The sequence below is a fragment of the Glutamicibacter soli genome (assembly GCF_003309065.1).
Lineage (GTDB): Bacteria > Actinomycetota > Actinomycetes > Actinomycetales > Micrococcaceae > Glutamicibacter > Glutamicibacter soli.
Window position 1 is genome coordinate 607,051 of record NZ_POAF01000002.1, and the last position, 20,800, is coordinate 627,850.

Here is a 20,800-nt window from a genome sequence, read left to right on the forward strand (position 1 = left end):
CCGCCCGGTTCGGAAGGGCTCTGCGGTGGTCGCCGGAACGGGAGCGTCCCGGCGCGGGTCCTAGATGGTCTTGCGCAGCGGGACTTCCTTGATGAACAGGATGCAGATGAAGGCGATGGCCGCGACCGCTGCCGAGACCAGGAAGACCAGTCCCGTGGCTTCCCCGTAGGCGGATTCGACCACGCCGCGCACTGCCGGCGGCATGCCCGACAGGTTCAGCGAGTCCCCGGAACCGCCCTTCGAGGTGTCAACGCCCAGCTTCGCCAGGCCCTCGGAGACCAGGGAGGCCACCTGGGTGGCGAGCATCGCGCCGAGGAACGCGACGCCGGCGGAACCGCCCACGGAACGGAAGAACGCCACCGAGGAGCTGGCCGCGCCGATGTCGGTGACCTTCACGGTGTTCTGCACCGCGAGCACCAGGTTCTGCAGCATGAAGCCCATGCCCACGCCGTTCAGGAACATGCCGATGGCCAGGATCCAGTACTCGGTGCCGTGGTGCATGCAGCCCAGCAGGCCCAGCCCGGCCACGTTCAGCAGCGAGCCGATGACCAGGTAGATTTTCCAGCGTCCGAAGCGGGTGATCATCTGGCCGGAGAATACGGAGCCGCAGTAGTTCCCCGCGATCATCGGCAGCGTCATCAACCCGGCCGCGGTGGGTGTGGCTTCCCGGGCGATCTGGAAGTACTGCCCGATGAACGCCCCGCTGCCGAACATGCCCACGCCGATCGCCACGGAGGCGATGATCGCCAGCGAGGTGGTGCGGGTGGTGATGATCTTCAGCGGAATGATCGGTTCCACGACGCGCGATTCGACCAGCAGCAGGGCCGCGGTGAGCACCGCGACGCCGCCGAGCATGGTGTAGGTCTGCCAGGAGTTGAAGGCGAAGAACTCGTCCTTGCCCACATAGGACACCCAGATCAGCAGCGTGGAGACCGCCAACGTCAGCAGCAGCGCCCCGCCCCAGTCGATGCGCACCTTGCGCTTCTGGTGGCTCAGGTGGAGGGTTTTCTGGATCAGGATCATGGACAGCACGCTGATCGGGATGCCGAAGAAGAAGCACCAGCGCCAGCCCAGTGGCGAGTCGACGATGAATCCTCCCAGCAGCGGGCCGGCCGCGGTGGACACCGCCATGACGGCGCCGAAGTACCCGGAGTAGCGTCCGCGTTCGCGCGGGGCGATGACCGTGCCGATCACCGCCATGCCCATGGCCGTCAGCCCTCCCATGCCGATCCCCTGGATCACGCGGGCGGCCAGCAGCACCGGAATGGACCAGGCCATGCCCGCCAGGAAGGATCCGAGGATGAAGACCAGGATGCCCGCCTGCAGCATCTTCTTCTTGTTGAACAGGTCCGCCATCTTCCCCCAGATCGGGGTGGTGGCGGCGTTGGCCAGCAAGGTGGTGGACAAAACCCAGTTGAAGTCGGTCTGCGATCCGCCGAGCTTGTCCATGATGGTGGGCAGCGCGATGGCGACGATGGTGGCGGCGAGCATCGCCGCAAAGAACGAGGCCAGCACGCCGGCGATGGAGCGCAGCACCTCGCGCTGGGTCATCTGCGGGGTGTCGGCGGCCGCCTCGGCCAGGTCGGTCGGGCCCGCGGCCCGCGGAGTCCGGTTAGCCATCCGAGCCGCTTCGCGGTTCTTCGGCCTGCAGCTCGCGGTGTTCATGGATGCCCTGGATCATCGAGTTGTTCAGTTCGCCCAGCGCGTCGGCGATCAAGGTCAGGCGGTCGTTGTCCCAGTCGGGCAGCAGCGGGCGCAGACGTTCGATGCGCAGCTGGGCCCGGGCTTCGAGCCGGTCGCTGCCGGCTTCGGTCACCCACAGGACCTGGCGGCGTGCGTCCAGGTCGCTGGGCCGCTTGTCCAGCAGTCCCGCCTGCTCCAGTTCGGCCAGATGCCGGCTCATCGCCGCCGTGCCGATGCCCAGATGGCTGGCGAGGTCGGCCGCGTGCGTGGGCTGGCGCATGTCCAGGGTCTTGAGCACATGGTGCGAAGCGTTGGAGACTTCGGGATCGGTCTGGTCCAGGTGCGAGAAGGAACGCAGCAGCCGCGAGGTCCGCGCCAGCTCGTCCAGCAGGCGTCCGAGCAGCTCGGTCGGAGCCTTGTTCACTGGCCACTGCACAATATATCGCCTGCCTATCTTCGGGGGTTCCACTCAACTCTAAGTTTAGATAGTTGCCTTGGTCAACGTTTTCTGGGTCTCACTCCCGATAGGCTGGAGTCGTGATTGATCTTTCCGAAGCGCACCTGGAATCCTCCGCCGAAACCCTGAGAAGCGCCGCGCTGGCCGCCGGGAGGCAGGCCGCCGAGCTGCTGCGCGGCGCCTTCCGCGGCGGCGTGCGGGTGGAGGAGAAAACCAACACCCACGACATGGTCACCGCGATCGACCGGCAGAGCCAGGAACTGATCACCCGTTCGCTGCGTGCAGCGGTTCCAGGTTCCTGGGTGCTGGGCGAGGAACAGGTCGAGACGGAAGCCGGCACCGCCGCGCCGGGCGCCGTGCAGTGGATCGTGGATCCGATCGACGGCACCAGCAACTTCGTGCACGGCATTGCCTTCTTCTGCGTGTCCATCGCGGCGGCTGTCGACGACCGGCTGGTCGCCGCGGCGATCATCGACCCGGTCTCCGGGGACGAATTCAGCGCCGATCTGTCCCACGCCTACCTCAACGGGCAGGTCCTGAGCCCGGCCGCGCGTCCGGAGCAGGCGCGCGCGAACCTGATGACCGACTACCCCGGCGCCGAATCTCTTCAGGCCGACGGCCCGCTGGCCCTGGAGCTGCTGGGCGGGTGGATCCGTGATTTCGCGACGGTACGCCGCAAGGTGTCCGCCGCGCTGGCGCTGGCGCATGTGGCCGCCGGATGGAGCGATGCGACCATCGGGTTCGACACCAAGGTGTGGGACGTAGCCGCCGGCGCGCATCTGGTGCGCATGGCCGGCGGCAGCTACCGGGGGCTGGGCTATGGATCCGAGCCGGCGGCGGACCACCTGTGCCCGGGATTCATCGCCCAGGGGCCGGGCGCCGACTACCCCTCGCTGTCCCGGGCGGCCGAGCGGATGCATGCACTGCGCACCACCGGGTCCGCGATGTAATCTGACAACTCCAAAGATCTTTCGCAAACCCCTCGGAATTCGAGATTCCCGGTCGTACGATACGAGTATGGAACCACTATTCCACCGGAACGCACACTCCGCCGTGCGTCATCACGGGGGCGGAGGGTTGATCCTGGGAGGGATCGGAGTGATGATTCTCTTCGGTGCTTTCGCAGTGATGTTGGCATCCCAGAGTCACACGCAGGACTGGGTGCCGCTGCTCATTGGCGTCAGCCTGGGCTTCTCAACGATGATGTTCGGCATCGTCTACCATTTCACGCACTGAGCACCATACTGGGAACACCAATTACAGTGCAGAATGCGGCCAGGGGCGGCACCCGTACGGGTGCCGCCCCTGGCCGCATTTCGGCGCTAGAGGTGGGTCGGCGCGAACATCTTCAGCAGCGTCTTGACCACCACGACGTTCGGGCCCTGCGCCGCGAAGGATTCGCGCAGCGCCTGCCCGACATCCTGCGGCTGCACCTCGCGGGCCGGGACGCCGAAGGACTTCGCCAGCGCGACGAAGTCGGGGCGGGCCAGTTCCGTGGCGGTGGCCTTGCCGAAAGCCCCTTCCATGTATTCGCGCAGGATGCCGTAGCCGCCGTCGTCCACGATCAGCCAGGTCACCGGTGCCTCATGCTGCTTAGCGGTGGCCAGCTCCGCGATGGAGTACATGGCCGAGCCGTCGCCGCTGACCGCCAGCACCCGCTCGCCCAGGCCGATCGCCCCGCCGATGCCCGCCGGGAAGCCGAAGCCCAGGCCGCCGGCCCCCTGCGCCGAATGGAACTGCCCCTGCCGCGAATCCCAGCAGCTCCAGCCCCAGTAGGCGGAAATCGTCATGTCCCAGAAGGTCTGCATATCCGCCGGAACCGCCTCGCGGATGTCCGCCATGAAACGGCGCTCCAGGCCCAGGTCCTGGGCATCCAGCCGGGCTTCGACCTTGGCCAGGGTGTCGGCCACGACCTCTTGCGGGCTGCGCCCGCGCCACTCGGCGCGGGCGGCGAAGCCTTCCCGGCGCAGCTGCGCGTTCAGGAAGTCCAGCGCCGCCCCGGCGTCCGCGCGGATGCCCAGGGCCGGGGTGTTCGACTCCAGCACCCGCGGTTCCGCGTCGATCTGGATCAGCCGGCCGCGCGGGGCCAAGGTGAAGTAGTTGCTTGACACCTCGCCTAGCGAGGAGCCGATGACCACCAGCACTTCCGCGTCCTCCAGGACCTCGGAGACGTAGCGGTCCTCCACCCAGGACTGCAGCGAAAGCTCGTGCTCCCAGGGGAAGGCGCCGTTGCCGCCGGGGGTGCACAGCACCGGAGCCTGCAGCGTCTGGGCCGCTTCGAGCAGCTGGGCCCGGGCCTTGGCGCGGCGCACGCCGCCGCCTGCCACGATCACCGGGCGCTTGGCCTCGGACAGCCAGCGCACCGCCTCCTCGATGAGTTCCACGCGCGGCGGATGCTCGTAGGCCTCGGCCAGGGCGTCGCGCACCGGAGGCACCATGACCGGGGCCAGCAATACGTCCTGCGGCACCTCCACCCAGACCGGGCCCATGGGCACCGTGATAGCCCTGGCCCAGGCGTCCTGGATGGCCGAGGGGATGCCGGAGGCGTGGTGCACCGTCTGCTGGAACTTGGTGACGTTCGCGGCCGAGGCCTTCTGGTCGTCGAGCTGGTGCAGCATGCCCTTGCGGCGCGCGCCCAGTCCGTCCAGCGGGATCTGGCTGGCGATCACGACCATCGGCACGCCGGTGGCATAGGCCTCCTGCAAGCCGGCCAGCGAGGTCAGCGCGCCGGGACCGGTGGACAGGAACAGCACCCCGACCTCGTCGGTGGCCCGCGAATAGCCGTCGGCCGCGAAGGCGGAGTTGTTCTCCACGCGCGAGGAGACGAAGTGCAGCTCAGAGCGCGAGAGCGCGTCGAAAAGCCCCAGCGCGTGCTGCCCGGGGATGCCGAACACGGTTTTCGCGCCCAGCGCGGTGAGCGTCTCGATGACCAGGTCGCCGCCGTTGCGCTGCGCGGTGCCCTGTACGGTGTCCTGTACGGCGGTCATCGGGCGTTCACCCCGCCACGGCTGCGGAAGTCGCTGATCAGGGAGATCAAGTCGTAGGTGACATGGCTGGCGGCCACGCCGGTCATCTCGGCATGGTCGTAGGCCGGGCAGACCTCCACGATGTCCGCGCCGACGATGTTCAGCCCGCGCAGCCCGCGCAGGATCTCCAGCAGCTCGCGGCTGGTGATGCCGCCGGCTTCCGGGGTGCCGGTGCCCGGGGCGTGGGCAGGATCCAGCACATCGATGTCCACCGAGATGTACAGCGGGCGGTTGCCGATGCGCACCCGCAGCTTGTCAACGATCTCGCGCACGCCCTGGTAGTAGACATCCGAGCTGGTCACGATGCCGAAGCCGAAGCGCTTGTCGTCCTCCAGGTCCTTCTTGCCGTAGAGCGGGCCGCGGGTGCCGACGTGGCAGATGGCCTCGGTGTCCAGGATGCCTTCCTCCACCGCGCGGCGGAACGGGGTGCCGTGGGTGTATTCGGCGCCGAAGTAGGTGTCCCAGGTGTCAAGGTGCGCGTCGAAGTGCAGCATCGCCACCGGGGCGCCGGCGCGCTGGGCGGCCGCGCGCAGCAGCGGCAGCGCGATGGTGTGGTCGCCGCCCAGGGTCACCAGGGTGGAGCCGTCGGCGGTCAGTTCCAGCGCCTCGTGCTCGATGGTCTCGATGGCCTCGTGGATGTTGAACGGGTTCACCGCCATGTCCCCCGCGTCGGCGACCTGGCTCTGCGCGAACGGCGAGGTGTCGGTGGCCGGGTTGTAGGGGCGGATCAGGCGCGAGGATTCGCGCACGTGGTTGGCGCCGAAGCGGGCCCCTGGACGGTAGGAGACCCCGGTGTCGAAGGGGATGCCCACGATCTTGATGTCGGCCTGCTGCACCTGGTCCAGGCGGGGCAGGCGGGCGTAGGTGCCGGCACCCGCATAACGCGGAATCTGGGCCGCGTTGATGGGACCGAGGTTGCCGTTCTCTTCAATCCTGATTTCCTTCATGGGAGCATCCTTCCGACAACCCGGACCAGTCCGCAACTAGTTGTCTAATATGAAACTTCAGTTTCCTATTATGCTATTTTGCGATCTGCGCCACGTCAAGGCGCTGGCCGCCGCGAAACTCCGGAGTCCCCGAAACTTCCCGGCGCAACAAAAGGGACCGGCTCCGCCGTCCCGGTCAGGGGCGGCGGAGCCGGTCCGCAGGCCAGCGGCGGGCGGTTAGCCGGCCAGCTCGACGATGTTCTGCGCAAGCACCTCAAGTCCGTCGCGCAGCAGCGCTTCGCCGATGACCAGCGGAGGCAGCAGGCGCAGCACGTTGCCGTGGGTGCCGCAGGTCAGGGTCAGCACACCCTGGGCGTGGCAGACCTTGGAAACGGCGGCGGCGAGCTCCGGACGCGGGGCCAAGGTGCCGCGGTCGGCGAACTCGACCGCCAGCATGGCGCCTCGGCCGCGGACCTGGGCCACCACAGCGGTGGATTCAAGCAGCGGCTCCAGCACTTCGCGGGCCACGCGCTCGATCAGTTGGGCGTTTTCCAGCAGACCGCCGTCCTCGAACTGCTCGAAGACCGCCAGCGCGGCTTCGCAGGCCAGCGGGTTGCCGGCGTAGGTGCCGCCCAGGCCGCCGGCGTGCGGGGCGTTGAGCAGCTCGGTGCGCCCGGTGACCGCGGACAGCGGGACGCCGTTGGCCAGCGCCTTGGCGGTGAGGATCAGGTCGCCGGCCACACCTTCGTGCTCGGAGGCGAACAGCGTGCCGGTGCGGCCCATGCCAGCCTGGATCTCGTCGATGACCAGCACGATGCCGTACTTGTCGGCCAGCTGGCGCAGGCCCGGGATGAAGCCGGCCATCGGGACGATGAAGCCGCCCTCGCCCTGGATCGGCTCGATCACCATGGCGGCGAAGCTGCCCGGGTCGTTCTCGATGAGCGTTGCCTCCACGGAGGCCAGCGCCGCCTCGACGCCGCCCTCGACAGCGGGGCGCAGCGGGTTGGCCGACGCGGCGCGGATGACATGCTCCGGCATCGGGCCGAAGTTCAGCTTGTACGGGTTGACCTTGGCGGTCATGCCCATGGTCAGCAGCGAGCGGCCATGGTAGGCCTCGTCGAAGACCAGGACGTTGGCGCGGCCGGTGGCGGCGCGGGCGATCTTGACAGCGTTTTCCACGGCTTCGGCGCCGGTGGAGAACAGTGCGGTGCGCTTGTCGAAGTCGCCCGGGGTGTTGCGGTTCAGCCAGTCGCAGACCTGGGTGAAGGACTCGTATTCGGTGACCATGAAGCAGGTGTGGGTGAAGGCTTCCAGCTGCTTGGCCACGCGCTGCGCCACCCGCCGGTTGGAGGCGCCCAGCGAGGTCACGGCGATGCCTGAGGCGAAGTCGATCAGGCGGTTGCCGTCGACGTCCTCGATGATGCCGCCGTCGGCGCGGGAGACGAAGACCGGCAGGGTGATGCCCAGGCCGCTGCTGACCTGCTGCACACGTTCCTCGTGTAGCTGGGTGGAGCGCGGTCCCGGAATGGCGGTGGCCAGGTAGCGGGTCTGGGTCAGCGTTTCGGCGTCGCGCGCCGCAAGAGTTTCGGTCATGCATCCAACAATAGAAATCCATGTGACACGCGTCATTAGCTTTTATGTCCAACGAGCGGTAAATGATTGGATAATTTACCCATGATCACCTTGCTGCAGTTGGGGTCAGAGCTCGGAAACGAGTTTTTCCCCGCCGATTCGACCACCTTCAGCGCCGCCCCGGTCACCGGCGTGCACATTTCCGAGCTGGAGGATCCCACCACCTATCTGGAGGGCGGCGAACTGCTGCTGACCACCGGCATGCCCTTCGGCCATTCGGCCACCGCCTCGCTGGCCTACATGCAGCGGCTGAAGGACAAGGACGTCAAGGCGTTGGGCCTGGGTCTCGGCCCGTGGCTGGACACGGTTCCGCAGCACGTGATCGACGCCTGCCGGCAGACCGGAGTGGAACTGGGCATCGTTCCGGACGGCGCGCCCTTCCAGAGCGTTTCGCGTGCCTATTGGCGGCTCTCGGCCAGGGACGACACGGTGAACCTGATGAGCTCCTTGGGTACCCAGACCGCGCTGGCGCGGGCCGCGATCCGTTCCGATGCCATCAACGCGGTGGTGCGCGGGCTGGCGCAGGCGCTGGGCGGCTGGGCCGCGTTCCTCCCTGACGACCCGCAGCCGGCCACCGTTTACCCCGCTTCCGCGCAGGGCTTCGTGCCCCTGCTGCGTCAGGAGTCGCAGCGTTTCCCGCGCACCGGCATGCCCTCGGCGTCCACCTTCGGCATCAACGGCCAGGCCGTGGTGCTGTATCCGATCCTGGCCGGGACCAGGATCCACGGCTTCCTGGGGGTGGGCTCGGGACGCACGCTGACCAAGGCCGACCGGCAGATCATCATGACCGTGTGCATGCTGCTCTCGCTGCGCGCCCGCCAGCGTGAGCTGATGGTCAGCACGAATGCGGCCCTGGGCGGAGCCACCGCCAAGCTGCTGCTGCACGGGCAGCCTGAATCCGCCCGGCTGGTTGCCCAGGAGGCTGGCATGGACGAGTTGCCCTCCCGGGTCAGGGTCCTGGCGCTGTCCGTGGGCGACGAGGCCGAGGCCCGCTCCGCAATCCAGTCCCTCGGCGCGCTGCCGGCGAGCGCCGCGCTGCCTCCGGTGGCGGATGCCGCGGCACGCTGCCAGTTGCGCTTCACGGATGATGCGGTGCTCTACCTGCTGCTGGACGAAGCCCAGCTGGGCAAGGCCCCTGCCGCCCCGGCGCAGGAACCGGACGCCGGGGCCAGGGAGAGCGCACGGAGCCTGCGTGCGGTGCTCTCCGCCCCGCTCACGCTGGCCGAGCTGCCGGCGAATCTTCCGGCGCTGCGCCAGGCGCTGTCCGGCGCCCCGGCCGGGGAGCTGAGCGACGCCGGGGCGGACTTCGACGCCAGCGCGCAGACGTGGGTGGAGGCGCTGGCCGCCTACACCCGTGCCGACCTGCTGTCGGCCGTCACCCAGTACCTGCGCCACCGCGGGCATTGGGAGGACGCCTCGCGCGCGCTGGGCATCCACCGCAATTCGCTGCGCCACCGCATCACCGTGGCCGGGGACCTGCTGGGCATCGATCTGGATGACCCGGATATCTCGGCGTCGCTCTGGCTGGCGCTGCGCCGCAACCAAGGCTGAGCCGGACCGGCAAGCCCTGCGGCGCGGCAAAGCCCCGACCTTCCGGTCGGGGCTTTCCTGTCGGTTTTAGCGTTTCGCGTCGGTTGCCTGCCGGCGTCGCCCCCTGCGGGAGGTGGCGGCCGCGCCGTCGGGTCCGATCGCGCCCAGCTTGGACTGCTGGCGGATGCTCAGCAGGTGCAGCAGTTCCTCTTCGGCATTCTCGCCGGGCTGGACGCCGCGCGGGACCCGGAACAGGAAGAACGTTCCCAACACCCACCATGCGGCGAACAGGGCCCACGGCTGCCAGGTGATGGCCGCCGGCATGCCCGGCAGGTACAGGGAGATCAGGCCGGCGCAGAAGAGCACCGACATCACGCCGATCACCTGGCCGAAGTTGCCCTTGCCGCCGATGCGCAGCGGGCGGTCCATCTGCGGTTCGCGGCGGCGCAGGATCAGGAAGGCCACGCCCACCAGCAAGTAGGCCACGACGATGGACGGCGAACCGGAATCGACCAGCCAGCCGAGCATCGCGGTGCCGAAGAACGGAGCCAGCACGGACAGACCGCCGATGAACAGCAGCGCGTGGTGCGGGGTGCGGTACTTCGGGTGCAGCACGGCGAACCAACGCGGCAGCATGCCGGAGGTGGCCATGGCGTACATCAGGCGCGAGGCGCCCATGAGCAGCGAGTTCCACGAGGTCAGGATGCCCGCGATGCCGCCGGCAATCAGGATCTTGGCCATGATCTCGGAGTTGAACAGCGCGCCCATGGCGTCCGCGGTGGCCATCTCGGAACCGGCGATCGCCGCCGGGCCCAGGCCCGAGGAGGTGGCCAGCACCACCATCACGTACCAGGCGGTGGCGATCAGCACGGAGATCACCACGTACTTGCCGATCTTGCGCGGCGGGATGTCGCATTCCTCGGCGGACTGCGGGATGACGTCGAAGCCGACGAACATGAACGGAACTACGATCATGACCCCGAAGAACCCGGCCAGCCCGTTGTCGAAGAACGGTTCCATATTGGACGATTCGCCGCTGGCGAAGGAGCCGGTGAGCAGCATCGCGCCGATGATGAACAGGAAGAGCACCACGAAGGTCTGCACCAGGCCGGCGGTCTTGATGCCGCGGATATTGATCCAGGTGATCACCACGGCGCCCAGCACACCCACGAGGGCCCAGGTCAGGTAGACCTCGGAGCCGGCGATGTCCCAGAGCTTGATCTGCGAGAGGTTGGGGAAGATGTACTGCACCGACTTGGGCAGCGCGACCGCTTCGAAGGCGACGATGGTGATGTAGCCGCCGACGATGGCCCAGGACCCGGCGAAGGACCAGCGGGCACCCATGGCGCGCAGCAGGTAGTTGTGCTCTCCGCCGGCCTTGGGCATGGCCGCGACGAGCTCGGCGTAGGTCAGGCCGACGACCGCCATGATGCCGCCGCCGACCAGCATGGCCAGCGAAGCCCCGATCGGGCCGGCGGTGGTGATCCAGTCACCGGTGAGCACCACCCAGCCGAAGCCGATCATGGCTCCGACGCCGATGGCCAGTGCGTCCCACTTGCCGAGAACCTTTTTGAGTCCTGGCTCAGCGCCCTGCTGGTTCGCCGCTGCTTGCGTCATGGCAACCCCTTTCAAAATAATGATGTGGATCACATTACGAAAGAGGCGGGGAGAAATCCTTGGACGAATAAACCAAAGGGAAAGTCAAAAGTTCCAAAGAGCGCGGCGCGGGATGGCGTCCTTCCGGCCGATGATCAGGCTTTTTTCGCCGAGGTGGCACCCTTGACCATCGCGCGGTCGACTTCATGGATTCCCAGGCAGAATCCAACCGAAAGGATGATCGACTTGATGGTGAGCTCGCTGATGTCGTCGGGAACGTAGACCAGCTGCACCGGTCCGGCTAGGACGATCAGGACCAGAGCCCAAATGTTGTAGGCCCAGGACGTCCGGGCCTCCATCATTTCCGGATGCCGCGCCCGGCGGCGGATCGTGCGCACACCCAGCACGATGATGACGACCGCGAGAATGGCGGCGCCGAGGAAAAAGAAGTTGCGCTGGGTCCGCAGCCACGCAAGGGTCGATCCGACCAGGATGCCGACCAGGGCCGAAGCCCACCAGCTGATGGAGCGCAATTCGTGCGGTTTGGACTCCGCGCTTCCGGTGGATTTACCAGTCGCCATTGCACTCCTTCCTGTCTTCACTAGCCTGCCTGCGTCGGCGGGCACTATTCCAAGAATACGCGGTGCAGTGGCCAGCCGTGAACGCGGCGCCTCTTCGCGGCAGGCTCTGTCCGGGGAGTCACACCACACCGGGAGCCACTGCACAGACTCAGAGAATCAGGGTCCAGAGCACCACGGCAGGTTCATCGCCGGGGTTTTCCCAGCTGTGCGGTTCGCGCCCCGGAAAGGTCATGGTGTCCCCCGCAGCGAGCTCGACCACCCGTTCGGGTAGCACCAGCGTGAACACCCCGGAGGCCACGTGCAGCACTTCGAGCTCGCAATCCACCGAATACAGTTCGTTCTCCCCCTTGCCCCGGGGTTCCACTTCGGCGCGAATGACCTGGACGCGCTTTTCGCCGCGCGGGGTGACCAGCTTCTCGGTGATGCCCGAGCCTCCCAGCGAGATGCGCGGCGCATCCCCCAGTCGCACCAAAGTCGTGTCCGGTACTTCGAACAGGGTCCCGACCTCGATCCCCAGCACCTCGCAGAGCTTGAGCAGCGTGGAGACCGACGGACTGGTCAAGTCGCGTTCGACGCGGGAAAGAAACCCCTTGGTCAACCCGGAAAGCTCGGCGACCTGGTCGATCGTCATGTGCTGCTGCTGGCGGACGCCGCGCAGCCGTGCTCCGATGTTGATTGACGAGCCTGAGGGTTCGACGGGCAGAGCTTTCATCCGTGGGGCACCTGGACCTGTTCACTCGAAGGATAGGCAGCGACCGCGGGAGTGTACTTCTGCCGGCCGCTCTGCGTCCCCAGTTTACCAATACGCAACTTCCGGCCAACCGGAACGGGAGAATATGACACCTTGGCTTCGGTGGCTTCCCATTTCCTGAAGCGGGTTCCCCGAACCGTGGCCTGCATCTACACTCGGTCCATGGACGACACCCCGAACAGCACCGTGGCCAGGCTGCGCGAATACCTGAACGACGCGCGGCAGGCAGTCATCTTCAAAAGCGGGCAGCTCAGCGAGGAGCTGGCCCGCCAACCCATGACCCCCACCGGCACGCACGTGCTGGGCGTCGTGCACCACCTGGCGATCACCGAGTACGGCTACTTCGGTGCGTGCCTCAATCGGCCGGTCAACGACTCCTACCTCCAGCAGCTGCTGGACATCGACGACCCGCAGGCGGATTTCATTCCGCCAGCCGATGCCAGCGCGCAGCAGGTCATCGAGCTCTACCAGCGGGCCATCGCCTTCGCCGAGGCCGGGTTCGACCAGCTGGAGCTCGCCTCCCCGGCCGAAGTCCCCTGGTGGGTCCGCCACCGGCACACCACCCTGGAACATCTCATGGTGCACATGATCGCAGAGACCTCGCGCCATGCAGGCCATCTGGACATCGTCCGCGAGCTGCTGGACGGGCAGGTCGGGCTGCGCGCGGAAGTGCCGAACCTGCCGGACTACACACCCCGGCAATGGCAGGAGCAGCGCGACCGGCTGCAGCAGACCGCGCAGTCCAAGCGAGGCTCCGACTAGGGCTTCGCGCGGAGTTCATATTACGGAATGAAACTTCACGACTTAATATTGCGGCGGTAGCATCGACACTGTTGCTTCACGAGACGCGGCGCCAAGCTCCGACTGGCCGCGCACCAACCCCAGGTTCATGGGTGGTTCGGATGAAGAAGCGGTCCGGGCATCGACCGATGCGCGGGCAAGAGCTCAGCGAGAGTTGTCGTGTCATGGCATTTTCCATCCTCCCCATCATCGATCTGCAGACCGGACAGGTGCAGTTCACCGTGCAGGACCGCTGGTACACCCGCTACATTGCAGACCCGGCGCACCTTGAGCGGCTGATCACCCGTTCCTCCCGGCGCCCGGTCTTCGATCCCGCGGCGGGCGAGCTGGTGGTGTTCGTGGCGTCCGCCGGGCAGCCCGATGGGCGCAGCCTTGCTTTTAGGCTTGCCAAATTCCCCGGCACCATCTCGCTGGCTAAACTGAGAGGCTGAACAGAATCCCGGGTTTCGTTGAGAAATCCCAAGCCGTAGGAGAGTCATCCTCGTGATGTCACACAGCCCCACGACTGAGCCCACCCCCGCCCAGATCCGCCGCTGGCGCAAGTACGTTGCGGACGAGGTCGCCGAAGGCGCCATCTACCGCGCGCTGGCCCAGAAGAAGACCGGACAGGAAAAGCAGATCCTGCTGGGACTGGCCGCGGCGGAAGAACGCCATGAGGAATACTGGCGCACCAAGCTCGGGGCGCATGCCCGCCCGGTGCGTCCCTCGCTGCGTCGCAGCTTCCTGCGTTTCCTCGCCCTGAGCTTCGGCTCGGTGTTCGTGCTCGCGCTGGCGCAGCGGGCCGAAAGCAGCACCCCCTACGCGACCGATGCCGACGCGTCGCCGCAGATGGCCGCCGACGAGCAGGTCCACGAGGAAGTCGTCCGCGCCCTGGCCACCGCGGGCCGCGCGCAGCTGTCGGGCAACTTCCGCGCCGCGGTCTTCGGCGCCAACGACGGCCTGGTCTCCAACCTGGCCCTAGTCATGGGCATCGGAGCGACCGGTGTTTCCTCCGGACTGGTGCTGTTCTCCGGCATCGCCGGCCTGCTGGCCGGCGCGCTGTCCATGGCCGCCGGCGAATACGTCTCCGTGCGTTCGCAGCGCGAGCTGCTCACGGCTTCGCGTCCCACTCAGGTGACGCTCACCGCCGCCCCTGACCTGGATTTGGACGCCAACGAACTGGTGCTCATCTACAAGGCCCGCGGCATGACCGACGAGGATGCCGAGCACCGCGCTGCAGAACGCATGGGCTTGTTCACCTGCGACTGCAACCCGTCCTTCTCGCTGAACCCGGAAGCCCGGGCCGAAGAGCTGGCGAACGAGCACGAGGAACTGGGCTCGGCTACCGGCGCCGCGGCGACCTCCTTCTGCCTGTTCGCTTCCGGAGCGGTCATCCCGATCCTTCCCTACATCTTCGGCATGTCAGGCCTGGCTGCGATCATCACCTCGGTGCTGCTGGTCGGCGCCGCGCTGATGATCACCGGCGGCATTGTCGGGCTGCTGTCCGGGGCCTCGCCGATGAAGCGCGGCCTGCGCCAGCTGGCCATCGGCTGGGGCGCCGCCGCAGTCACCTACTGCCTCGGCTTGCTGTTCGGCACCAACGTGGCCTGAGCCCCGCCGGCTCGATGAGCCATTCCCACGGCCGCCGCCTGCTTCACCAGGCGGCGGCCGTTGCCGTTCTCAGAATCTGGTGCGCCGGCGCAGCGACTGCATGCCGCCGATGAATTCCACCGCTTCGGCCACCGAATCGACCAGGGCGATCTTGTCCTCCATGATCTGCTCGGCGGCCAGCGCCTTGAGCAGCTGCCAAGCCGGCAGTGTGCGGGTCCAATGCTCGCGGCCGACCAACACCAGCGGCACCACCCTGGCCCCGGTGGCGTAGTAGTTCTCGCAGGCGTCCTGGAAGATTTCCTGCACCGTGCCGGCGGAACCGGGCAGCACCACGATCCCGCCGTTGGATTGCTCCAGCAGCAGCGCCTCGCGGGTCGCGTTGGCGAAGAACTTGGCGATGTGCGTGGCGAACAGGTTCGGCGGTTCGTGCCCGAAGAACCAGGTCGGAACCCCCAGCGAGGTGCGTTCCGAGGGAAAGCGGGCCTTCACGGCGAGCGCGGTGCGCGCCCAGCCGGTGCGCCGGTGGATCGCGTCCGGTTCCGCCGCCAGCATCTGCAGGGCCGTGGAGATCTCCTCCCGCCCGCGGTCGGCCAGCCAGGCACCGGCGTTCGCCGCTTCCATGGCTCCCGGTCCCCCGCCGGTGGCCACGGCGTATCCGGCGCGGGTCAGCCGCGCCCCGAGGTCCAGCGCCTGCGCGTACTGCTCGGTGCCTCGGCTCAGGGCGTGCCCGCCCATGACTCCGATGATCGGGGTGTCCTTGAAGGCGCCGTCGTAGACCTCGGAGATCAGCGCCTGCCCCACGTGGTGGTCGTGCAGCGTCGATGCCATCGCCTGGTCGTCGCTCAGCAGCTGGCGCGGACCGTGCTGCTGCGAGTAGGTGTAGATCCGCGCGTCCGGCACATGCTCATAGGTCTGCGTGCTGATTCCCTCGTACAGTTCCTCGGGGGTGTACAGCCCGCGGTCGCTGGTGCGGAAGGGCAGCTGCTCCCCCGAGTCCATGCACAACCCGCCGGTGCCCTGGACCAAGGCGCGGCCGGCTTCACTGAACTGGCAGTCGATGAACAGCGCCTCGGCCAGGTCCAGCGCGGCGAGCACCGTATCGCGCCCGCGCAGATCCACCCGGTGCACCCGCCAGCTGCGGCCGCGGGAGCGCTGGAAACCCAGCGCTTCGGCCGCCAAGCGGTCGAATTCCGCCAGTGAGGTGATGTTGACGGCGCGCGCCGGAAGATACGGCCAGACTTGGGACATGGCTCCACGCTACGTGACAGTTAGGGATTATTCACAGTAGGGGGCTCTCAACTTTCACGACGGGCCAGAACGTGAAACGATTAGCGGATGACTAATGCTGTTCCACCGACCATCGACGCAAGGCACCTGCTGGCGTTCTTGGGCAATGTTCCCTTCTTCCACGGCAAGAAACTCGCCGACGAAGCCAATGCCGTGGTCGATGTTGAATTCGATGAGTCATCGGGGCAGATCGAAGGCACCGTGTTTGCCGGCGGCGAGGACTTTTCGCCCATGGTCCAGCTGCGCCGCGGCGCCGCCGGCTGGGAAATCGACTCCGGCGAATGCAGCTGCGACACCCCCGGCATCTGCCCGCACATCGCGGCCCTGGTGCTGACCTCCAACAAGCTCTCCGGGCTGGCCAAGGTGGCCACCAAGATGGAGGAGAAGGTCGTCACCACCTGGTCCAAGCAGGCAGACACCTGGTACGCCGAACGCGAGCCGCGCCCCAGCGACGGGCTGGTCGGCTCCCCCAACGACCCGGTGGTGCCGATGGCGCTGCAGTTCCTGCTTTTCGACGCCAAGAACACCACCCAGCAGCAGCAATGGATGCCGACCGGCAAGCTGCCGCACGCCACCCACCGCAACCGCCGCTTCCGCCTGGGCGTGCGCCCCATGGTGCGCAACTCCGAGGGCCGTTGGGTGCGCGGCCAGCTGCGCTGGACCACCATTGGCTTCAAGACCTTCGGCTGGAACCTGCTGCGCGCGCAGCACCACTGGTTCTGCAGGTTCGCGGCGATGGCCCGCAGCAACACCCAGACCAACTTCAAGACCGACGAGGACTGGCTGTTCCTGGACGAGTACTCCTCGAACCTGCTCTGGCCGCTGCTCGATGAAGCCCATGAACTGGGCATCGAGCTGATCGGCACCCGCAACGACCTGTCGGTCCTGGTCGGCGGGCAATCCTGGACCGAAATGGTCGCGGACCTCGATGACGAGGACAACCTGCAGGTGCACGGCATCCTGCATGCCGCCGGCCACGACCTGACGCTGGAGGACTACAGCCCCGCCGGCACCATCGGCGACCACGGCTTCTACGTCCAGCTTGAGGACCCTGAGCAGATCCTGATCGCCCCGAGCCTGGACCGCCTCTCAGACAAGCAGCTGAACTGGTACGACTCGCACCAGCGGCTCCAGATTCCGGCAGCCGACCACCAGCTGTTCTTCGATACGGAGTATCCGCGCATGGCCCGCACCTTCGGCGTGCGCAGCATCTCCGAGGCCCTGGTTTTCCCTGAGCTGAAGCCCCCGTTCGTCCGCGCCAAGGTCGACTACAAGGTGGAGCAGACCGAGGAAGGCTCCAAGGAATCGGCCACCCTGGACTTCTCCATCAGCTACCCGGGGGTGGACGACGAGCACAAGCCCCACGACGCGGAGGCGGAGAGTTTCCTGCGCGCAGCGGTCAACGAGGTCTTCGAGCAGGTCATGGGTGTCGGCAACCCCGACTTGTCCCCCAAGTTCTACTCCGGCGAGCAGATGATCGCCTTCGTCTCCGACCTGGTTCCCGCCCTGGGCGCGCTGAAGACCGTCAAGCTGGAGGAAACCGGGCCGCGCCCGGTCTACCGCCAGCTGCGCGAGCTGCCCAAGCTGAAGATCAACGCAGTGGACCACGAACGCAACGACTGGCTGGATCTGGGCCTGCTGATCTCCGTCGGCTCCCATGAGGTGCCCTTCGCGGACATCGTGAAGGCGATGACCAATGGCGCCATGAAGCTGAAGCTGCCGGACAACTCGTGGTTCTCCCTGGACCAGCCGATCTTCGCCAAGCTCAAGGCGCTGGTGGACGAGGCCCAGGCGCTGAATGACAAGCCGAAGGACGCCGACCTGAAGCTCTCGGTCTTCCAGATCTCATTGTTCGAGGAACTGGACGAGCTGGCCGAGGGAATCGACGGAGCCGACCTGTTCATCGGGCGCATGCGTTCGCTGCTGCGCGTCGCCGAAGGCGGCCAGGCCTCCGTGCCGGACACCCTACAGGCCACCCTGCGCCCCTACCAGGTCGACGGCTTCCGCTGGCTGGCTCGCCTCTACCAGGGCGGCTTCGGCGGCATCCTGGCCGATGACATGGGCCTGGGCAAGACCCTGCAGACCATTGCCCTGGTCCTGCACGCCCACCAGCTGTGGGAGGACCCCGAGGCCTGCGCCGAGCTGCCGCCGGCCCAGCGGGTGCGCGCACCGTTTTTGGTGGTCGCCCCGAGCTCCGTGGTCTCTAACTGGGAGATGGAGGTCCGCCGCTTCGCGCCGAGCCTGCGCGTTATCAGCATCGATTCCACGCTGGGCGACGCCCGTCAGCTGCGCGACCTGGCCGAAGGCTACGACGTGGTGCTCACGACCTACACGCTGCTGCGCCTGAACGACGAGATCTACGAGTCCCAGCGCTTCGCCGGGCTGATCCTGGACGAGGCCCAGTTCGTGAAGAACCGCTCGACCAAGGCCCACCGCACCGCGGTGAACCTGCAGACCAGCTTCAAGCTGGCGGTGACCGGCACCCCGATGGAGAACAACCTCTCCGAGCTCGGCGCGCTGCTGTCGCTGACCTCCCCGTCGCTGTTCATGAACGTCAGCCGCTTCAACCGGCAGTTCGCCCGCCCCATCGAGGTGCTGGGCGACAAGGACACCCTGGCCCTGCTGCAGCGCCGCGTGAAGCCGTTCATGCTGCGCCGCACCAAGGAATCCGTGGTGCTGGACCTGCCGGCCAAGCAGGAGCAGCAGGTGCTGGTGCGCCTGTCCGACGAGCACCAGCACATCTACGACACCCACCTGAACCGCGAACGCCAGAAGATCCTGCACCTGGTCGAGGACCTGGACAAGAACCGCTTCACCATCTTCCAGTCGCTCACGCACCTGCGCATGCTCGCGCTGGAGCCCTCGCTGGTGGACCCGGAGCTGGCCGAGGTGCCCGGATCCAAGCTCGAGGCGCTATTCGACCAGCTCGACGACGTGCTGAACGAGGGCCACCGCGCCCTGGTGTTCAGCCAGTTCACCTCCTACCTGAAGGTGCTGGCCGGGAAGCTGACCGCACGCGGGATCAAGTTCGTCTACCTGGACGGCAGCACCCGCAACCGCGCCGAGGTGATCGAGCAGTTCAAGGAGGGCGAAGCTCCGCTGTTCCTGATTTCGCTGAAGGCCGGCGGTTTCGGGCTGAACCTGACCGAGGCCGACTACTGCTTCCTGCTTGACCCGTGGTGGAACCCCGCCGTGGAGGCCCAGGCGATCGACCGTACCCACCGCATCGGCCAGACGCGCCAAGTGATGGTCTACCGCATGATCTCCAAGGGGACCATCGAGGAGAAGGTCGTGGCCCTGCAGGATTCCAAGCGGAAGCTGATCAACACCGTCATGGACGAGGCCGATGGCTTCTCCAAGGCACTGACCGCGCAGGACATCCGGGGCCTGCTCGAGTAACAGGTTGATTAACTCTTCGTGGTTTAGCAGGCGCTTACCAGCAAGACGCGATATATTCAATATGCCACCTCATGTGCGTTACGCCACACCGGACGCACAAGTAGGGCACCCCCATGGAGGTCTTCTTCAGGGGGCAGCGCAAGATGAAGGCGGTTATAACCGTGTCCCTGATCAAATCGGAGACTCTGAGTACACCGAGCGACGACTGGATGAACGCTTCGGTGACGACGGAAGCAGATCGTGTGGTGATTGAAACCGAGCAGGAGCGCCTGCTCCTGGAGAACGACCGGCTTCTGGAAAAAATCCGGAAGGTCCTAGCTTCTCCGCTGGATGAGATTTTCTACAACCCGAAGCACCGGATGCTGTTGATTCCGGGCGCCTTCGCGGTCATTGGATCCTCATTCCTGAGGGTGGACACCGAGGCCGCGACCGGCCTGCGGGGCTAAGCTCCCCGCGCACCGCATTACCCCCGGGCCGGCATCCCAGACCCGGCTTGGGGCTGTTTCCCAAATCTTTGATCCGTCGCCACAACGCCGTGGAGACGGAAAATGGCCGCCTGCGCCACGGCAATCCCGTGGCACAGGCGGCCATTACGCTCTCACCCGGGTTATCCGGGCTTCGAAGCCTCGCTTAGAGGGCTGCGAAAACTTCGCGCAGCAGGCGTGCGGTCTCCGAAGGAGTCTTGCCCACCTTCACGCCGGCAGCTTCCAGTGCTTCCTTCTTGGCCTGGGCAGTGCCAGCCGAGCCGGAAACGATGGCGCCTGCGTGGCCCATGGTCTTGCCCTCAGGGGCGGTGAAGCCTGCCACGTAGCCGACAACCGGCTTGGTGACGTTCGCCTTGATGTATTCGGCTGCGCGCTCCTCGGCGTCGCCGCCGATTTCGCCGATCATCACGATGGCCTTGGTTTCCGGATCCGCCTCGAACGCAGCCAGGGCGTCGATGTGGGTGGTGCCGATGACCGGGTCGCCGCCGATGCCGATGGCGGTGGAGAAGCCCAGGTCGCGCAGTTCGTACATCATCTGGTAGGTCAGGGTGCCGGACTTGGAGACCAAGCCGATCGGGCCCTTGCCGGTGATGTTGTTCGGGGTGATGCCGACCAGCGCCTCGCCCGGGGTGATGATGCCTGGGCAGTTAGGGCCAATGATGCGGGTGATCTGGTTGCCGTCGGCGTCGACCTTGGACTGGGCCAGGGCCCAGAACTCAGCCGAGTCCTGCACCGGCACGCCTTCGGTGATGACCACAACGAGGCCGACCTCGGCCTCGATGGCCTCGACCACTGCATCCTTGGTGAACTTTGGCGGAACGAAGACGATCGACACGTCAGCGCCGGTCTCGGCCTTGGCCTCTGCCACGGTGCCGTAGACCTTGATCTCCTGCTCGCCGTGGGTCACGGTGGTGCCGGCCTTGCGTGCGTTCACGCCGCCGACGATGTTGGTGCCGGCCTTGAGCATCAGGGCGGTGTGCTTGGTGCCTTCGCCGCCGGTGATGCCCTGGACGATGACCTTGGAGTCCTTGTTCAGGTAAATGCTCATTGTTCGCT

18 protein-coding genes and 1 riboswitch are annotated in these 20,800 nt (G+C 66.8%); of the genes, 8 read left to right on the top strand and 10 right to left on the bottom strand.

The features are described 5' to 3' along the window. Positions 1 to 60: 60 nt before the first annotated feature. Complete coding sequence (locus C1H84_RS06320; protein ID WP_220124882.1) at positions 61 to 1,620, bottom strand: MFS transporter; 1,560 nt, start codon at positions 1,618 to 1,620, stop codon at positions 61 to 63. After that, a complete protein-coding gene (locus tag C1H84_RS06325) occupies positions 1,613 to 2,119 on the bottom strand; it encodes a MarR family winged helix-turn-helix transcriptional regulator (RefSeq protein ID WP_113606877.1) in 507 nt (168 codons plus the stop codon). Before C1H84_RS06325 ends, C1H84_RS06320 begins: the two co-directional genes overlap by 8 nt. Positions 2,120 to 2,220: 101 nt before the next feature. Between C1H84_RS06325 and C1H84_RS06330 the strand changes: the two genes are divergently transcribed. After that, positions 2,221 to 3,090 carry an inositol monophosphatase family protein gene (locus C1H84_RS06330; RefSeq protein ID WP_244910826.1) on the top strand — a complete coding sequence of 290 codons (870 nt, stop codon included), beginning with the start codon at positions 2,221 to 2,223 and terminating at the stop codon, positions 3,088 to 3,090. 67 nt (positions 3,091 to 3,157) lie between these two features. Next, complete coding sequence (locus C1H84_RS06335; RefSeq protein ID WP_146955929.1) at positions 3,158 to 3,376, top strand: hypothetical protein; 219 nt, start codon at positions 3,158 to 3,160, stop codon at positions 3,374 to 3,376. Positions 3,377 to 3,462: 86 nt separating this feature from the next. On the opposite strand, the gene C1H84_RS06340 is transcribed toward C1H84_RS06335, so the two are convergent. The 3 genes from C1H84_RS06340 to C1H84_RS06350 form a co-directional block, all read right to left on the bottom strand. Continuing rightward, positions 3,463 to 5,127, bottom strand: coding sequence for a thiamine pyrophosphate-binding protein (locus tag C1H84_RS06340; protein WP_113606878.1), 1,665 nt, complete (start codon positions 5,125 to 5,127; stop codon positions 3,463 to 3,465). After that, a complete protein-coding gene (gene speB / locus C1H84_RS06345; RefSeq protein ID WP_047118304.1) occupies positions 5,124 to 6,113 on the bottom strand; it encodes an agmatinase in 990 nt (329 codons plus the stop codon). The genes C1H84_RS06340 and speB overlap by 4 nt, the downstream gene beginning before the upstream one ends. A gap of 216 nt (positions 6,114 to 6,329) precedes the next feature. Then, positions 6,330 to 7,685, bottom strand: coding sequence for an aminotransferase class III-fold pyridoxal phosphate-dependent enzyme (locus C1H84_RS06350; protein ID WP_113606879.1), 1,356 nt, complete (start codon positions 7,683 to 7,685; stop codon positions 6,330 to 6,332). An 81-nt stretch (positions 7,686 to 7,766) separates the two neighbouring features. On the opposite strand from C1H84_RS06350, the gene C1H84_RS06355 reads away from it, so the two are divergent. Continuing rightward, a complete protein-coding gene (locus tag C1H84_RS06355; RefSeq protein ID WP_113606880.1) occupies positions 7,767 to 9,275 on the top strand; it encodes a PucR family transcriptional regulator in 1,509 nt (502 codons plus the stop codon). Positions 9,276 to 9,341: 66 nt separating this feature from the next. Here C1H84_RS06355 and C1H84_RS06360 read toward each other — a convergent pair whose 3' ends face one another. From C1H84_RS06360 to C1H84_RS06370, 3 genes are all read right to left on the bottom strand, one after another. Continuing rightward, complete coding sequence (locus tag C1H84_RS06360) at positions 9,342 to 10,871, bottom strand: APC family permease (RefSeq protein ID WP_113606881.1); 1,530 nt, start codon at positions 10,869 to 10,871, stop codon at positions 9,342 to 9,344. 134 nt (positions 10,872 to 11,005) lie between these two features. Beyond that, positions 11,006 to 11,431, bottom strand: coding sequence for a hypothetical protein (locus C1H84_RS06365; RefSeq protein ID WP_113606882.1), 426 nt, complete (start codon positions 11,429 to 11,431; stop codon positions 11,006 to 11,008). A gap of 148 nt (positions 11,432 to 11,579) precedes the next feature. Further along, complete coding sequence (locus C1H84_RS06370; protein WP_053797390.1) at positions 11,580 to 12,143, bottom strand: helix-turn-helix domain-containing protein; 564 nt, start codon at positions 12,141 to 12,143, stop codon at positions 11,580 to 11,582. Between the two features lie 201 nt (positions 12,144 to 12,344). Between C1H84_RS06370 and C1H84_RS06375 the strand changes: the two genes are divergently transcribed. The 3 genes from C1H84_RS06375 (at position 12,345) to C1H84_RS06385 (ending at position 14,573) form a co-directional block, all read left to right on the top strand. Then, positions 12,345 to 12,944 carry a DinB family protein gene (locus C1H84_RS06375; protein WP_146955931.1) on the top strand — a complete coding sequence of 200 codons (600 nt, stop codon included), beginning with the start codon at positions 12,345 to 12,347 and terminating at the stop codon, positions 12,942 to 12,944. A 74-nt stretch (positions 12,945 to 13,018) separates the two neighbouring features. Then, a riboswitch (SAM riboswitch) is annotated at positions 13,019 to 13,132 on the top strand. A gap of 15 nt (positions 13,133 to 13,147) precedes the next feature. Next, the gene (locus C1H84_RS06380) at positions 13,148 to 13,414 is read left to right on the top strand and encodes a hypothetical protein (RefSeq protein ID WP_113606884.1); all 267 of its coding nucleotides are present in this window, start codon (positions 13,148 to 13,150) and stop codon (positions 13,412 to 13,414) included. A 55-nt stretch (positions 13,415 to 13,469) separates the two neighbouring features. Next, on the top strand, positions 13,470 to 14,573 hold the full coding sequence (locus C1H84_RS06385) for a VIT1/CCC1 transporter family protein (RefSeq protein WP_047118298.1): 1,104 nt from the start codon (positions 13,470 to 13,472) through the stop codon (positions 14,571 to 14,573). A gap of 69 nt (positions 14,574 to 14,642) precedes the next feature. On the opposite strand, the gene C1H84_RS06390 is transcribed toward C1H84_RS06385, so the two are convergent. Then, complete coding sequence (locus C1H84_RS06390; RefSeq protein ID WP_113606885.1) at positions 14,643 to 15,821, bottom strand: LOG family protein; 1,179 nt, start codon at positions 15,819 to 15,821, stop codon at positions 14,643 to 14,645. A gap of 87 nt (positions 15,822 to 15,908) precedes the next feature. Here C1H84_RS06390 and C1H84_RS06395 point away from each other — a divergent pair, with 87 nt between their 5' ends. Beyond that, positions 15,909 to 19,259, top strand: a complete 3,351-nt coding sequence (locus C1H84_RS06395; protein ID WP_113606886.1) for a DEAD/DEAH box helicase — start codon at positions 15,909 to 15,911, stop codon at positions 19,257 to 19,259. Between the two features lie 113 nt (positions 19,260 to 19,372). Further along, on the top strand, positions 19,373 to 19,705 hold the full coding sequence (locus C1H84_RS06400; protein WP_047118296.1) for a hypothetical protein: 333 nt from the start codon (positions 19,373 to 19,375) through the stop codon (positions 19,703 to 19,705). Positions 19,706 to 19,889: 184 nt separating this feature from the next. Here C1H84_RS06400 and sucD read toward each other — a convergent pair whose 3' ends face one another. After that, entirely contained in the window at positions 19,890 to 20,792 is a 903-nt protein-coding gene (gene sucD, locus C1H84_RS06405; protein ID WP_047118295.1) for a succinate--CoA ligase subunit alpha, read from the bottom strand. Positions 20,793 to 20,800 lie beyond the last annotated feature (8 nt).